Origin of the sequence: Brevibacterium litoralis, from assembly GCF_040212315.1 — a bacterium.
In the GTDB taxonomy this organism is placed as follows: Bacteria; Actinomycetota; Actinomycetes; order Actinomycetales; family Brevibacteriaceae; genus Brevibacterium; species Brevibacterium litoralis.
In genome coordinates this window covers 114,618-128,300 of the sequence record NZ_JBDIUY010000026.1, presented here as the reverse complement: position 1 = coordinate 128,300, position 13,683 = coordinate 114,618, and the positions used below count along the sequence as shown (strand labels likewise).

Sequence of the window (13,683 nt, the reverse complement as noted above, 5' to 3'; positions counted from 1 at the left end):
GCGGGCCAGGGCGCCTCGGGAGCGCGGTCCGGGCAATCACTGCCCGGTTGCGTCGGGGTGCGGGCCAGGGCGCCTCGGGAGCACGGTCCCGGTGCGACTCAGGCCGGGAAGTCGCGGTCGCCGGTGAAGCACCCGAGGGCGTACTCCGGCGTCTCGAACTTCACGTTGACCCCCTTGGGGAAGAAGATGATCTCGCCGGCCTTCGCGACGATCGATTCGCCGGTGCCGAGGTCCGTGAGATGGAACTCGCCCTTCACCACGAACTTCATCTCGTCGTAGGTGTACTGGTATTCCAGGGCCTCGCCGGCCTTGAGCTCGAAGAAGCCGGAGGCCAGGCGGGACCCGCCGGGGTTGAAGAAGGAATCGCCGATCGCGGCGTTCGGGATCTCCATCTTCGGCAGGCGGGTGTGGCCGTTGGCGGCGACCTGGATGGCACCAGCTTTGGTGACGTCGGCGATCGGCAGGTCGGTGGTGGTCTCGGCGGTCATGGTGTTCTCCTTTATCGGTGTGAGGGAGGGTCTGTGGGAGTGGGGCCGCGTCGAACGCAGCTCAGAGCCAGTCGGTGAGGACGTGGCGGTAGCCGATGATCCCCTTGTAGTCGGCCATGTCCTCGGGCAGCTCGGCGATGACGCGGGCCATCGACTCCCGCCACTCGGGCACCTGTGCCAACCGGTGGATCGGCTCCAGGTAGGACCGGATGAGGAACATGACCGCACCGGAGTGCGGGAGGCGGACGATGTGCTGGACCTCGACGCGCAGGTGCACGCGGCGGGCGGCCTCCTCACCGGTCATGTCGAGGACCGCGGTCCGGTCGGGGCCCCATTCGGGGTAGGTCTCCGTGGAGGTGTCGAGCTTCCGGTCGACGGTGAGGGTCCAGTTGGTGCGCCGGTAGGCCTCCCCCGGTTCGAGCCGCATCATGAACTGTTCGGCACGGGCGATGATCCGCTCGGCATGGACCCGGGGAACAGGCCCGTGGATCTCCTGGAACCGCATGCCGGTGTCGAAGCCCATCGACCAGTCGGCGGCGAAGGTGACCACCCCGGCGTCCAACCACAGGGAGCCTTCGCGCTGGTCGAGCAGGGCCACGTCCTCCTGGACCTGGGAGGACAGGAACTTCAGCGGACCGCCGGGCACACTGCGGTCATCGCCCCAGGTGAAGTCGAGCTGCTGACCGGTGAGGTCGTTCTCCCAGTGGAAGTCGTGACCGGAGCGGGTGAGCCGGAATGTCTCGGGGCGGTCCGCCGCCAACCGGCCGAGCACGTGGGTCAGTGCGTCCCACTCGGCGGTGCGCATGTGTGGCGACGAGGCGTGCCGCGTCGGGTCCCGGTCGAGGATCCGGGCGCGTTCGGCCAGTTCGGCCTCGTAATGGGCGTCGACGACGATCACCTCGCGACCCCAGGCACCCGCGGCGGTCGGCACCTCCTTGCCCCCGGGTTCGAGATTGGCGGAGTACCGGTAGATCTCGTCGCGGAACGGGAACGGGAAGGTGGTCAGGTCGGTGACGGGAGCGCCCGTCGGGGTGGCGGCGGCCGGACCGACAGCCGGTGTCGGTGCATCGGTCGCTGTCGGTGCAGTGGCGGACACAGTGCTCACAGGTCGATCTCCATCTCGTCCGTGGCGGCCCGGGACACGCAGCACATCACTGCGTCACCCCGGTCCTTCTCCTCGTCGCTCAGGTAGGTGTCGCGGTGGGTGACGGGCCCCCGGGTCACCTTCAGCCGGCATTCGCCGCACACACCCTGGCGGCACATGTTCGGCACCGACCGGCCCACACCCTCGAGTGCTTCGAGCAGGGACACCCCGGCGGGGACCGGGACCCGGTCACCCGAGCGTGCGAGCACGGCGGTGAACGGGGTGCCCGGGTCGAGGTCGGCGAGCCCGAAGGCCTCCGAGTGGATCCGGGCCGCCGGCCATCCGGCGGCGAGCGCGGTCTCCTCGACCGCCTCCATGAAGGGCCCGGGCCCACAGGTGAAGACGTGGGTGCCCATCGAACAGCGCCGCACGCGGGTGCCGAACGCCTCGGTGAAGGCGTGCCGGTCGGAGTACTCGACGAGTTCCGCCCCCGGGGTACTCGCGACGAGATCCCGGACGACCTGGGCGTGCGCCCCCTCCCCCGGCCGGTGGACGTAGAGGACGGTCACGGGAGTTCCCCGCTCGAGCGCCGCCCGCAGGTGCGAGAGGATCGGCGTGATCCCGATCCCCGCCGCGACGAGCAGCAGGTGCGTGGCGTTCACCACTGGCGGGAAAGCACTGCGGGGTCGCGAGACCCGCACCGTGTCGCCCGACCGCAGGCCGTGCACCCAGCGGCTGCCGCCTCGCCCGGCCGACTCCCGCAGGACGCTGATCGTGTAGGCCTCCGGGAACAGGCCGCTGCCCGTGAGCGAGTAGGCGTTCGTCCGCAGGCCCTCGGCCGTACGGCAGGCGAGGACCAGGTGGCTGCCGGGCACATAGCCGGGCAGGTCGTGTCCGTGCGGGTCGACGAAGGCGATCGACCGGATCCCCGCGGTCTCCTCGACCACGCGGTCGACGACGAGGTCCATGCCCTCCCGCAGTACCGGCGGCAGGACCTCCGCGCTCTCTCCGGCAGCCGCTCCCACCGCCGAGGCGCCCTGCACCCCGGCACCCACCGCGGTGTCCGTCCTCGCCGTCATGCCGCCACCAGTCGGCGCTCGGCCCGGGGCTGGGCCGCGGGGTCCTCGGCGTCGACCATGAAACCGAGGTACGCCGCGTGGCGACGGGAGAAGTGGTGGTAGACGAGGAGGTCCCGCCGGCACCCGAGGCAGGAGGTCGTGTCACCGACCCGTGCGCGGGACCGGTTCACCTCCTTGCAGTGGGGACAGTAGAGCTGGATGTCGGCCGCACAGGTGACGGAGGTGAGGATCTCCTCCGGGACGAGTCCCACCCCGAGCGCCCGGGAGCGCGCGGCGTGGACGTCGACCTGGGGACCGGCGAGGACGAGGCGGACACCGACCGGGGACTGCTTCATGGCACCGGCGATCTCGGCGAGCGCCGTCGGGTCGGCCTCCTCGTAGGACCGGAGGGTGACGGGGCAGGGTGCGCCGTCGACGAGGGCACGTGTCACGCGACGGCCGGAGGCCCCGAACCCGACGGCGTGGACGTGGACCGCGCGGTCGAGGGGAAGGCCCGCGGGCGCCTCGGCAGCGGGGGTGCCGGCCGACACAGCGATCTCGGCGCGGGGCACGGAGCACCCGAAGGGGATCACGTCCGCCGGATCGGTCGGCGTCGAGTGTGCCGCCTGAGGGACCGGGGTCATCGGGGACACCGGCACAGTGGTCGTCTCGCTCGCGGTCATCGTGTCGCCTCCTGGGATCGTACTGCTGACAGCTCTGGGCGGTTCGGTCATCGGTGGTCAGGTCCTCACCACCGGCTTCACTCTCACCACCGAATTCACTGTGGTGATACAAGAATTCCCCACAGGAAACCGGCGGTGATGTCGCGGCCGGAAAACCCGGGTTTCGGTCCCGTTTCGCCGGTGACGGGAGGGTTACGGGCGCCCACACCGGTGCGCGGCGGCACCCGTCACAGCATGAGGAGCCCCCGTGCGGTGGGCACCGTGCGGAAGCCCTGGTGACGGACCCCTTCGCGGAGGGTCTTCCGCCGCAGTACCGCGAGGTGGAGGCGCATCTGGAGGGGCACCTCGTTCGCCTTCGCGCCCAGATGACCCGCCCAGTTGCGGATGTCCTGCGGGACGGAAGGGCCGAGACCGAGTGCCAGGATCCCGTCGTCGCTGATCTCCTCCCCGAAGTGGTGGGCGGTGCCCTCCAGGTCCATCGACCAGTCGAACATGCGTTCCAGCTCCTCCGCGTCGGAGGACAGGACGAGATCGGCACCCTCGACCACACCGTCGGGAGCGTAGACGTGGACGTCGGGGATCGCCTCGAGCGCGCGATGGCGGGCCGACCACCGACTCATCGCCTCCGGCGTGAAGGTGTCGTCCTTCCGGACCCGCCACTCGGGCACCGCGAGGCGGGTGATCGCACGGTCGTTGATCGCGCACAGGAGCTCGTAGGGGTCCTCACCGAGGAACACCTCGTGGGTGGCCGGCCACACGTCGTAGGAACTGTGGTCACCCCAGGGTCCGCCGACGTGGAACACGTAGACCTGCGGGTACTGCGGGGTGCTCTCGCCCCGGCGCGCGGGGTGCGTGTCGTAGAAGGCCAGGCACGCCAGTTGCATGAGCAGGGAGGCGCCGAGTGACCCGTATGGCTCGCGGACGACGATCCCGAACCGGTCGTGTCGGCCCCATCCCGGGAACACCTCCCGCCACCCGATGGACGCACCCGCGCGGGCGCATCGGAACTGTTCTTCTCGGACGTCGACGGCTACGTGCACTGCGGACCTCCCCGGACCGTGCGACCCCGGGCGTGGGGTCGGTGTCGGGGGACATCCTCCGCCCGTGGCGCCCGCCCGGGGTGACACCGGGGGAACGGGTCGGTTGCAGGTGGATTTCACCGGTGACCGAGGGGTTTCGGCGAGGGCGTGCGACCTTCGACCGCCCCGGATCGGCGGAGGTGCGCACTGCCCCGCTGGACCCCGCGCAAGAAGGCCCACCGCTGGCTCGCCTCGGCGGCGGCCGATGCCGGTCTCATCCTCCTCATCACCGGTGCCGGTGGCGCCTTCGGCCAGGTCCTCAAGGACTCCGGCGTCGGTGACGCCCTGGCCCAGGCGATCGCCGCGACCATGCTCCCGGCCTTCCTCGTGCCCTTCCTCATCGCCACCCTCGTCCGCCTGGCCCAGGGATCCGGCACCGTCGCCATGCTCACCGCCGCCTCCGTCACCGTCCCGCTCGTCGCGACCCTCGGGGTCTCCCCGCTCATCGCGACGATGGCCTGCGTGGCCGGCTCCATGGTGTTCAGCTACTTCAACGACTCCTACTTCTGGGTCGTCACGCGGTTCACCGGCCTCGACGGACTCGACGCCATCAAGGGCTGGTCCGGCATCACGACCGTCGCGTGGGCGGGCTCCATCCCGCTCCTCGTCCTCGCGAACCTGGTGGTGGGTTGATCGATGTCCCAGGTCCTCGTCGTCGGTGACGATCTCACCGGGTCCAACGGCACCGCGGCCGGGTTCACCCGCGCGGGTCTGCGCTCGGTGACCCTGCGCAGCGACACGCCCGTCGGCACGATCGCCGACCACGCTCAGGTCTACGACACGCTCGTGCTCGTCACCGACTCCCGGCACCTGCCCGCGGAGCAGGCCACCGAGCTCACCGCGCAGGCCGTCCTCGCCGCGGGCGAGGTGCGGTTCGTCGCGAGCCGCTGCGACTCCACCCTGCGGGGCAACGTCGGCGTCCAGGCCGCCGCGGTCCTCTCCACCCTCCGCGGGCGAGGCGCCCGCGCCGTCGGCCTGTGCATGCCCGCCTACCCGTCCGCCGGGAGGCAGACGGTGGGTGGCAACCAGTTGGTCGACGGCGTGCGCCTGGAGCAGACGGAACTCGCCCGGGACGTCCGCTCCCCCATGCGGACCTCGAACGTCGAGGAGATCCTCAGGGCCGGCGGCACCGGCCTGAAGACCCGTACGTTGAAACTCAGCACGATCACCGGCAACACCGACTACCTCGTCGCGGCGATCCGGGACGCCCTGTTCGCGGGCATCGACGTCCTCGTCGCCGACGCCTTCACCGACGCCCACCTCGATCGCGTGGCCCGGGCCGCCGTCGCCGCCTCCGCACAGGTCGATCCCGACCTCGTGTGGGTGGGGATCGATCCCGGTCCCGGGTCCCTGGCCATCGCCGAGGCGCTCGGCCTGTCCGGGGCCACCGAACCCGCGCCCCTGCTCGCCGTCTCCGGATCCGCCACCGATCTCACCATGCGCCAGTTCGACCACCTGTCCCGGTCCCTGCGTCCGACTCAGGCGCCGGTCCCTGGTAGAGAGGGATCGGCGCGGGCCACAGGGCCTGCGGTGTCCAGGGGGCCCACCGACCGCGCGTGCGTCCACCTGGTGAAACCCGTGTACCCGTCCGGTTCCCGGATCCCGGACGTCGACCGGACCGTCGCAGTCCTCGCTCGGACCCTCGACCGCGCCGCCACCGGTGACGTCGTCGTCCTCGCGACCGTCCTCGAACCCGGGGACGTCGTCGCCCTCGGCGCCGAGGCGTCCGAACGCCTTCCCCTCGCCCTCGGGGAGATCGCGGCGGCCACGCTGCGGTCGCGTCCCGTCGGCGGGCTGTTCACCACCGGTGGGGACATCACGACCGCCGTCCTCGGCGCGGTCGGTGCCCACGGGATCGAGGTGACCGGCGAGGTCGTCCCGCTCGCGGCCACCGGTCACCTGGTCGGCGGTCAGCACGCCGGACTGCCGGTCGTGACGAAGGGCGGGCTCGTCGGCTCGACCGAGACGACCCTCCACTGCGTCGAGGTCCTCCGGGAGGCCGCCGAACGGGCCGCTCGGGACGGCGGCCGGACCCCGGTGCAACCGGCGGCCGAGGCCACGTGCGAGGACCCGGGGCAGGGCGCCTCGGCGGCGGAGGACCGGACCGGACCGACCCGGACCCGCCGCAGGCGCCGGGAACCCGACCCCGACCAACCGACGATCTTCTGACCACTCCCCCGCCGGAGAGCTCCAGCCGGCACTCGAACCAGTGAGGTAATCATGGCCGACCACTCCCAGCACCCCGTCCTCGCCGTGACCGTCGGAGACCCGGTGGGCATCGGACCGGAGATCACCGCGGCGGTCCTCGCCGAGTACGCCGCCGACACCGGCCAGCACGGCATCGCGGTGGCCGACGCCGCCGTCATGCGCCGGGCCGTCGAGGTCCTCGGCCTCGACGTCGAGGTCCGCGTCGTCGACGACTGGGCCGTCGCACCCGCGGGCGCGGGCGTCATCGACGTGTACGACATCGGCGTCCTCGGGGACGACCTGCCCGCATGGGGCACCGTCGACGCCCGGGCCGGTCGCGCGGCCGTGCGGGCGATCGAGGTCGGCGCCGCCGCGGCGCTGGCCCAGGACGTCTCCGGCATCGTCACCGGACCGATCAACAAGGAGGCCGTGTGGGCGGCCGGGTCCGAGCACCTGGGGCACACGGAGATGCTCGGGGAGCTCACCGGGGTGACGAAGCAGGACACGATGTTCGTCAACGACCGAACGCTCGCCGCCGGGCACCGCCTCCAGACCTTCTTCGCGACCCGGCACATGAGCCTGCGCAAGGCGCTCGACGCGATCACGGTCGAGACCCAGATCGACTCGATCGAGCGCGCACACCGCGCTCTGCAGGTCTACGGGGTCGAGAACCCGCGCCTGGCCGTCGCCGCGATCAACCCGCACGGCGGGGAGAACGGTGCCTTCGGTGACGAGGAGATCGAGATCCTGCGGCCCGCCGTCGAGGCGGTGCAGGCGAAGGGTCTCGACGTCGTCGGGCCGATCCCCGCCGACTCCGTCTTCCACCAGGGATTTACCGGCCGGTACGACGGGATCCTGTCGCAGTACCACGACCAGGGCCACATCGCGACGAAGACCTTCGACTTCGACGGCACGATCTCGGTGACCGTCGGACTGCCGATCCTCCGGACCTCCGTCGACCACGGCACCGCCTTCGACATCGCAGGCAAGGGCCTGGCCGACGCCGGGACCATGCGTTCGGCCTACGCCGCCGCTCTCGGCTACGCACCCCACGTGGCCGGGATCCGGGCCGAGTACCTGCCACGGTGAGGTGGTCGGCGTGAGCGCGGGTGTGGGCTCGAGCGGAGAGTCGGAAGTGACGGGCGCCTCGGGTGCGGGTGCCGCGCGGGGGACGACGGTGGCCCGGCGCGAGGCACTGCTCGCGCTCGTGCGCGGCGGTGTGGAACGCGTCGAGGACCTCGCGGAGCGTTCCGCGGTGTCGATCTCGACGGTCCGCCGTGACCTCGCCGCCCTGGAGGCGGCCGGCAGCATCAGCCGGACGTACGGCGGGGCGACCGTCGCCACGCCGTTCAAGGAACAGTCCCTCGGCGTCCGGATGGGCCTGCACACCGGGGAGAAGAAGGCGATCGCCGCGGCCGCCGCGGACATGGTGACCGCGGGGGCGACGGTGTTCCTCGACGCCGGGTCCACGACCGCGGAGCTCGCAGGGCTACTGCGTGGCCGTTCGGACCTGTCCGTCGTCACGCGCGGGCCGGAGATCGCCATCCTGCTCGCCGGGGAGCCCGGGATCGAGGTGACGGTGGTCGGCGGTGTGCTGGGGACGAAGAGTCACGGGACGACCGGAGCGCTGGCGACCGAGGCGCTGCGCCGCATGTCCTTCGACCTCGCCTTCCTCGGTGCGGACGCCGTCGACCCGGTGGACGGTCTGGGTGAGCCCACGCTCGACGAGACCCTGCTGAAGGAACTCGTGGCCCGCCGGACGGCCCGCACCGTCGTGCTCGCCGATTCCTCGAAGTTCACGAGGGCCGGAGTCGGAGCCGGACGGGTACCCGCCTGGGCGGACCTGGGCGAGGGGTGGACACTCGTGACGGACACCGGCGACCGAGCCCGCCTGGCCGACTTCGAGGCCGCCGGCGTGACGGTGATCGCCGCGCCCTGAGGGCGGGCGGTCCCTCCTTTCACCGCCTCAGGCGGGCGTCTCCCCTGCCCCATCCGTCGAGTGCTCGCCGAGGTCTCCCGCGCCGCCCACGCCTTCGAGGACCTGGGTGTGGAACCCGGGGACCGGGTGGTCATCTATCTGCCGGTCATCCCCGAGACGATCGTCGCCACCCTCGCCTGCGCACGGATCGGCGCCGTCCACTCCCTCGTCTTCGGAGGCTTCAGCGCCGAGGCCCTGCGCTTCCGTATCGAGGACACCGGCGCCAAGGTCCTCGTCACCACCGACGGTCAGTTCCGCCGCGGCACGGCCGTCCCCGTCAAGGCGAACGCCGACGCCGCCTCGTTCCCCTGGACCCCCGGCCGCGACCTCTGGTGGCACCAGGCGCTCGCCGACAGGCCCACCACCCATACCCCGCGTTTCTTCGACGCCGAACACCCGCTGTTCATCATCTACACCTCCGGCACGACCGGGAAGCCCAAGGGCCTTGTCCACACGACCGGCGGCTACCTCACCCAGACCGCCTACACGCACGCGCTCCTCTTCGATCTCCTCCCCGACGGCGACGAACTCGCGGCCACCAACGATCCGCAGAAGGTCGCCGACACCGTCCACTGGTGCACCGCCGACCTCGCCTGGGTCACCGCGCACACCTACGAGATCTACGGCCCGCTCCTCAACGGCGTCACCCAGGTGATCTACGAGGGCACCCCGCAGACCCCGCACCCCGGCCGCCACTTCGAGATCATCGAGCGTTACGGCGTGACGACCTACTACACCGCGCCCACCCTCATCCGCTCCCACATGAGCCACTTCCCGGACGGCCTCCCGGCCCACACCCCCGCCGGCTGGGACCTCTCCTCCCTCCGCCTGCTCGGCACCGTCGGCGAGTCGATCAACCCCGAGGCCTGGCGGTGGATCCGCCGAGAACTCGGCGGCGACCGCCTGCCCGTCGTCGACACGTGGTGGCAGTCGGAGACCGGCTCCTGCGTCATGTCCCCGCGCCCGCGGGACACCGCCTGGGACGCCGGCACCGCCAAACCCGGCTGCGCCACCCGTGCGCTGCCGGGCCTGTCCACCCGCGTCGTCGACGAGGCGGGCGCCCCGGTCCCGACCGGCGACCAGGGCTACCTCGTCGTCGATCGCCTGGGCCCCTCGATGGCCCGCACCGTGTGGGGTGATCCCGAGCGGTACCTCACCTCCTACTTCCGCGACTACGCGGCCCGGGGCTGGTTCTTCTCCGGCGACGGCGCCAAGCAGGACGCGGACGGCGACCTCCATCTCCTCGGCCGCGTCGACGACGTCATCAACGTCTCCGGCCACCGCCTCTCGACGATCGAGCTGGAATCCGCCCTCCTCACCCACCCGGACGTCGTCGAGGCGGGTACCGCTCCCGTCACCCACGAACTCACGGGGCAGGCGGCCGTCGCGTTCGTCGTCCTCTCCACGGAGGCACAGAGACGCCTGGACGCCGGCGCCCTCGACCCTGCCGGGTTGGAGGCGACCCTGCGCGCCCACGTCGCCCACGAGATCGGCCCCGTCGCCAAACCCGCCCGGGTCGTCGCCGTGCCCGCCGTGCCGAAGACCCGCTCGGGCAAGATCATGCGTCGTCTCCTCACCCAGCTCCACGAGGGGACCGCGCTCAGGGACACGACGAGCCTGCAGAACGAGGAGTCCGTCTCTGCGATCGCCGCGGTCGTCGGCCATCCCTCCGCCCGGCCCCCGCTCCCGAGGCGCCCTGACCGCCCACCGTTCCCGACGACCACCGCCGGGCCGGTACCGGACCACGGTCCGACTCACCGACCACCGACCGACGAACAGAAGGACGCACCCCATGTCCGACCACCAGTTCGGGTTCCGCACCCTGGCCCTCCACGCCGGCGGGACGCCCGATTCCGAACACGGCGCCCGTGCCGTGCCGATCTACCAGTCCTCGTCCTTCGTGTTCAAGGACTCCGAGGACGCCGCGAACCTCTTCGCGCTGCAGAAATACGGCAACATCTACTCCCGCATCGGCAATCCGACGGTCGCCGCCCTGGAGGAGCGCCTGGCCGCGCTCGAGGGCGGGATCGGCGCGGTCGCGACGGCCAGCGGCATGTCCGCGGAGTTCGTCACCTTCGCGGCGCTCACGCAGGCCGGTGACCACGTCGTCGCGTCCTCGCAGCTCTACGGCGGCACGATCACCCAACTCGACGTGACCCTGCGCCGGTTCGGCGTCGAGACGACCTTCGTGCCCGGTACCGACCCGGCCGACTACGCCGCGGCGATCCGGGAGAACACGAAGGCCGTCTACTGTGAACTCGTCGCCAATCCTTCCGGGGAGATCGCCGATCTCGAGGCGCTCGCCACCGTCGCCCACGAGGCGGGCGTCCCGCTCATCGTCGACGCCACCCTCACGACCCCGTACCTGGCCCGCCCCTTCGACTTCGGTGCGGACATCGTCATCCACTCGGTGACGAAGTACCTGGGCGGCCACGGGTCGACCCTCGGTGGTGTCGTCATCGAGTCCGGGCGCTTCGACTGGGGCAACGGCAAGTTCCCGACGATGACGCAACCCGTGCCCTCGTACAACGGCATCTCGTGGTGGGACAACTTCGGCGAGTTCGGCTTCCTCACGAAGCTGCGTTCCGAACAACTGCGCGACATCGGCCCCTCGCTCGGACCGACCGCCGCCTGGAACCTCCTCCAGGGTGTCGAGACCCTGCCCCAGCGCATGGACAACCATCTGGCCAACGCGAAGGTCGTCGCCGAATGGTTGGAGGCCGACCCCCGCGTGTCCTACGTGAACTACGCCGGTCTCCCCTTGCACCCGCACCACGAGCGCGCGGGCAAGTACCTGCCCAAGGGCGTCGGTTCGATCATGTCCTTCGGCGTCGCCGGGAACGATTCCGTCACCGGCCGCCAGGCGGGAGCGGCCTTCATCGAGGCCTGTGTGCTCGCCTCGCACCTGGCGAACGTGGGCGACTCGCGGACCCTCGTGCTCCACCCCGCCTCGACCACCCACCAGCAACTCACCGCCGACCAGTTGGCCGCCGGCGGCGTCGGCGAGGACCTCGTCCGCCTGTCCGTCGGCCTGGAGGAGGTCGAGGACATCCTCTGGGACTTCGACCAGGCACTCGCCACCGCCACCGGCCTCACGCGCGAAGGGACCCCGGCATGACCGCGAACGCACCCGCACTCACGACCAACGAGATCGAGCACGCAAGCTCCTGGAAGAACCCCGGGGCGCCTGAACGCCTGGGTCTGCTGCGCGACGCGCGGTCGATCGCGATCGTCGGCGCCTCGACCAAGCCCTCGCGTGCCAGCTACTTCGTCTCGACGTACCTGCTGTCCTCCTCGCCCTACCGGGTCTACTTCATCAACCCGACGGCCACCGAGATCCTCGGACAGCCCGTCTACACGTCATTCGCCGACCTGCCCGAGTCCCCGGACGTCGTCGACGTCTTCCGCAAGCACGACGACCTGCCGGGCGTGGCCCGCGAGGCGATCGAGGCCGGTGCGAAGACCTTGTGGCTCCAGCTCGGTTCCTGGAACGAGGAGGCGGCGGCGATCGCCGAGGACGGTGGCCTCGACGTCGTCATGAACCGCTGCGTGAAGATCGAGCACGCCCGCTTCCACGGCGGCCTGCACCTCGCCGGGTTCAACACCGGCGTCATCAGCAGCAAGCGCCAGCTGCGCGCCTGAGGCGCCCCAGCCTCGGGGGGCCAACCGCCCCGGCTGTGCTCGACGCCGCAGCCCCGGCACCCCACCGCCCCGATATCGTTCACGAGCCCCGGCATGTCGCGACATAGTGGGCGTCGTGAACGATATCGGGGCGGTTCTCGCTTCCATCTCCTCCCGCTCCCGAGGCGCCCGGGAGACATGGACCGGTCGTGTGAGTGGTGCCACACTGGAGGTGGCCACCCGGACGCCGCGGGGAGCCAGGAGCGCCGCGCGTCCGCCACCCTCCAGGACGGAGACCGCCATGTACACGACACACGATCGGGTCCGGGAACAGCGCGCCGCCGCGGGGGTCGACCCGGAGTCCCTGCACCGCCGGCTCATCGAGTTCTACAACGCGCACTTCTCCGCCGGGGACCTCACGGGGATCGAGGAGCTGCTCACCAGCGACCTCGTGTGGAGCATGAACGACGAGGTGCAGACGACCGGACGGGACGCCTTCGTCGAGCGGATGACGAACGACCTGCAGTACGGGCTCGGGCACATGCACATCGACACGTTCGTCACCGAGGACGACATGACGGTCTCGCTCGGGACGCTCAAGATGACACCCCGCGACGGGGGTCCGCAGTCGACCGCCGCCGTGGCCGAGGCGTTCACGTTCCGGGAGGACCGCATCGCCCGGATCCGCACCTTCGGCCACATGGGCTGACCTGAACGCCGCCCGAACCCCGGCACCCCGTCGGCTGCTCAGGGCTGAGCAGTCACCCGTGGTGACTCCCGTCGCGGGCGCGGCGACGGTTGCGGGCCACCCGGAGGACGACCCAGGAGGCCACGGCGACGACGGCGAGCACGAGGACGACCTTCTGGAACGAGCCGACGTACACCTCGACGACGTGCCAGTTCTCGCCGAGCATGTACCCCGCCCCGATGAGCAGGCAGTTCCACACGAGGGACCCGGCCGTCGTGAGTCCCGCGAAGAACCAGTAGGGCATGCGCTCGACCCCGGCCGGGATCGACACGAGCGATCGCACCACCGGGACCAGACGCCCGAACAACACGCCCCACCGACGGTGACGGTGGAACCAGGCCACCGCCGAGTCCACGTCCTCGACGTCGACGAGCGGCAGTCGCGCACCCCACCGTCGCAGTCGGTCGAGCCCGAAGGCCCGGCCGAGCAAATAGAGCGTGGTCGCCCCGAGAAGGGAACCGAGGGTCGCCCCGACGACCGCACCGAGCAGTTCCATCGAGCCCTGCGACGCGGTGAAACCGGCGAGCGGCAGGATGATCTCGGAGGGGATCGGCGGGAACACGTTCTCCAGCGCGACGAGCAGGCCCACGCCCCAGATGCCGAGCGCCTCCATGACCCCGACCACCCAGCCGGTGAACCCGGTGAGTGACACCTCGGCGGCGGCCGCCGTGACCTGGGGATCCGTCATGACCCCAGACTAGTGGTGGGGACGACGGCCCGCCCGATCCCCCATCCCGCCCGAGACTTCGGTAGCCTT

The 13,683-nt window shown here is 71.2% G+C and carries 13 protein-coding genes and 1 pseudogene; 8 read left to right on the top strand and 6 right to left on the bottom strand.

What is annotated here, in order from left to right; genetic code table 11:
- Positions 1-98: 98 nt before the first annotated feature.
- The 5 genes from AAD496_RS09905 to AAD496_RS09885 all read right to left on the bottom strand — a co-directional run bounded on the left by AAD496_RS09905 (position 99) and on the right by AAD496_RS09885 (position 4,353).
- Positions 99-488 (bottom strand): cupin domain-containing protein, encoded by a 390-nt coding sequence (locus AAD496_RS09905; RefSeq protein ID WP_349828538.1) that lies wholly within the window; start codon positions 486-488, stop codon positions 99-101.
- 61 nt (positions 489-549) lie between these two features.
- Positions 550-1,593 (bottom strand): heme-dependent oxidative N-demethylase family protein, encoded by a 1,044-nt coding sequence (locus tag AAD496_RS09900; protein WP_349828537.1) that lies wholly within the window; start codon positions 1,591-1,593, stop codon positions 550-552.
- Complete coding sequence (locus tag AAD496_RS09895) at positions 1,590-2,651, bottom strand: PDR/VanB family oxidoreductase (RefSeq protein ID WP_349828536.1); 1,062 nt, start codon at positions 2,649-2,651, stop codon at positions 1,590-1,592. Before AAD496_RS09895 ends, AAD496_RS09900 begins: the two co-directional genes overlap by 4 nt.
- Complete coding sequence (locus AAD496_RS09890; RefSeq protein WP_349828535.1) at positions 2,648-3,313, bottom strand: dimethylamine monooxygenase subunit DmmA family protein; 666 nt, start codon at positions 3,311-3,313, stop codon at positions 2,648-2,650. The genes AAD496_RS09895 and AAD496_RS09890 overlap by 4 nt, the downstream gene beginning before the upstream one ends.
- Positions 3,314-3,540: 227 nt before the next feature.
- Positions 3,541-4,353 carry a hypothetical protein gene (locus tag AAD496_RS09885; RefSeq protein WP_349828533.1) on the bottom strand — a complete coding sequence of 271 codons (813 nt, stop codon included), beginning with the start codon at positions 4,351-4,353 and terminating at the stop codon, positions 3,541-3,543.
- Between the two features lie 147 nt (positions 4,354-4,500).
- Between AAD496_RS09885 and AAD496_RS09880 the strand changes: the two genes are divergently transcribed.
- The 8 genes and pseudogenes from AAD496_RS09880 to AAD496_RS09845 all read left to right on the top strand — a co-directional run bounded on the left by AAD496_RS09880 (position 4,501) and on the right by AAD496_RS09845 (position 12,887).
- Complete coding sequence (locus AAD496_RS09880; protein ID WP_349828532.1) at positions 4,501-5,025, top strand: GntP family permease; 525 nt, start codon at positions 4,501-4,503, stop codon at positions 5,023-5,025.
- Between the two features lie 3 nt (positions 5,026-5,028).
- The gene (locus AAD496_RS09875) at positions 5,029-6,561 is read left to right on the top strand and encodes a four-carbon acid sugar kinase family protein (protein WP_349828531.1); all 1,533 of its coding nucleotides are present in this window, start codon (positions 5,029-5,031) and stop codon (positions 6,559-6,561) included.
- A 51-nt stretch (positions 6,562-6,612) separates the two neighbouring features.
- Entirely contained in the window at positions 6,613-7,668 is a 1,056-nt protein-coding gene (gene pdxA / locus AAD496_RS09870) for a 4-hydroxythreonine-4-phosphate dehydrogenase PdxA (RefSeq protein WP_349828530.1), read from the top strand.
- 10 nt (positions 7,669-7,678) lie between these two features.
- Positions 7,679-8,518, top strand: a complete 840-nt coding sequence (locus AAD496_RS09865; protein WP_349828529.1) for a DeoR/GlpR family DNA-binding transcription regulator — start codon at positions 7,679-7,681, stop codon at positions 8,516-8,518.
- Between the two features lie 69 nt (positions 8,519-8,587).
- A pseudogene (locus AAD496_RS09860) lies at positions 8,588-10,216 on the top strand (AMP-binding protein); the annotation flags it as partial.
- Between the two features lie 133 nt (positions 10,217-10,349).
- Positions 10,350-11,675: an O-acetylhomoserine aminocarboxypropyltransferase/cysteine synthase family protein gene (locus AAD496_RS09855; RefSeq protein WP_349828528.1), complete on the top strand. Its 1,326-nt coding sequence runs from the start codon at positions 10,350-10,352 to the stop codon at positions 11,673-11,675.
- Positions 11,672-12,199 (top strand): CoA-binding protein, encoded by a 528-nt coding sequence (locus tag AAD496_RS09850; RefSeq protein ID WP_349828527.1) that lies wholly within the window; start codon positions 11,672-11,674, stop codon positions 12,197-12,199. The genes AAD496_RS09855 and AAD496_RS09850 overlap by 4 nt, the downstream gene beginning before the upstream one ends.
- A gap of 280 nt (positions 12,200-12,479) precedes the next feature.
- Positions 12,480-12,887: a nuclear transport factor 2 family protein gene (locus tag AAD496_RS09845; RefSeq protein WP_349828526.1), complete on the top strand. Its 408-nt coding sequence runs from the start codon at positions 12,480-12,482 to the stop codon at positions 12,885-12,887.
- A 52-nt stretch (positions 12,888-12,939) separates the two neighbouring features.
- Here AAD496_RS09845 and AAD496_RS09840 read toward each other — a convergent pair whose 3' ends face one another.
- A complete protein-coding gene (locus tag AAD496_RS09840; RefSeq protein ID WP_349828525.1) occupies positions 12,940-13,614 on the bottom strand; it encodes a DedA family protein in 675 nt (224 codons plus the stop codon).
- Positions 13,615-13,683 lie beyond the last annotated feature (69 nt).

Bases quoted from the DNA above. Each gene is read 5' to 3' on its own strand.
- AAD496_RS09905 (WP_349828538.1), bottom strand. From the start codon at position 488: ATGACCGCCGAGACCACCACCGACCTGCCGATCGCCGACGTCACCAAA.
- AAD496_RS09840 (WP_349828525.1), bottom strand. From the start codon at position 13,614: ATGACGGATCCCCAGGTCACGGCGGCCGCCGCCGAGGTGTCACTCACC.
- AAD496_RS09875 (WP_349828531.1), top strand. From the start codon at position 5,029: ATGTCCCAGGTCCTCGTCGTCGGTGACGATCTCACCGGGTCCAACGGC.
- AAD496_RS09890 (WP_349828535.1), bottom strand. From the start codon at position 3,313: ATGACCGCGAGCGAGACGACCACTGTGCCGGTGTCCCCGATGACCCCG.
- pdxA (WP_349828530.1), top strand. From the start codon at position 6,613: ATGGCCGACCACTCCCAGCACCCCGTCCTCGCCGTGACCGTCGGAGAC.
- AAD496_RS09855 (WP_349828528.1), top strand. From the start codon at position 10,350: ATGTCCGACCACCAGTTCGGGTTCCGCACCCTGGCCCTCCACGCCGGC.
- AAD496_RS09850 (WP_349828527.1), top strand. From the start codon at position 11,672: ATGACCGCGAACGCACCCGCACTCACGACCAACGAGATCGAGCACGCA.
- AAD496_RS09845 (WP_349828526.1), top strand. From the start codon at position 12,480: ATGTACACGACACACGATCGGGTCCGGGAACAGCGCGCCGCCGCGGGG.
- AAD496_RS09895 (WP_349828536.1), bottom strand. From the start codon at position 2,651: ATGACGGCGAGGACGGACACCGCGGTGGGTGCCGGGGTGCAGGGCGCC.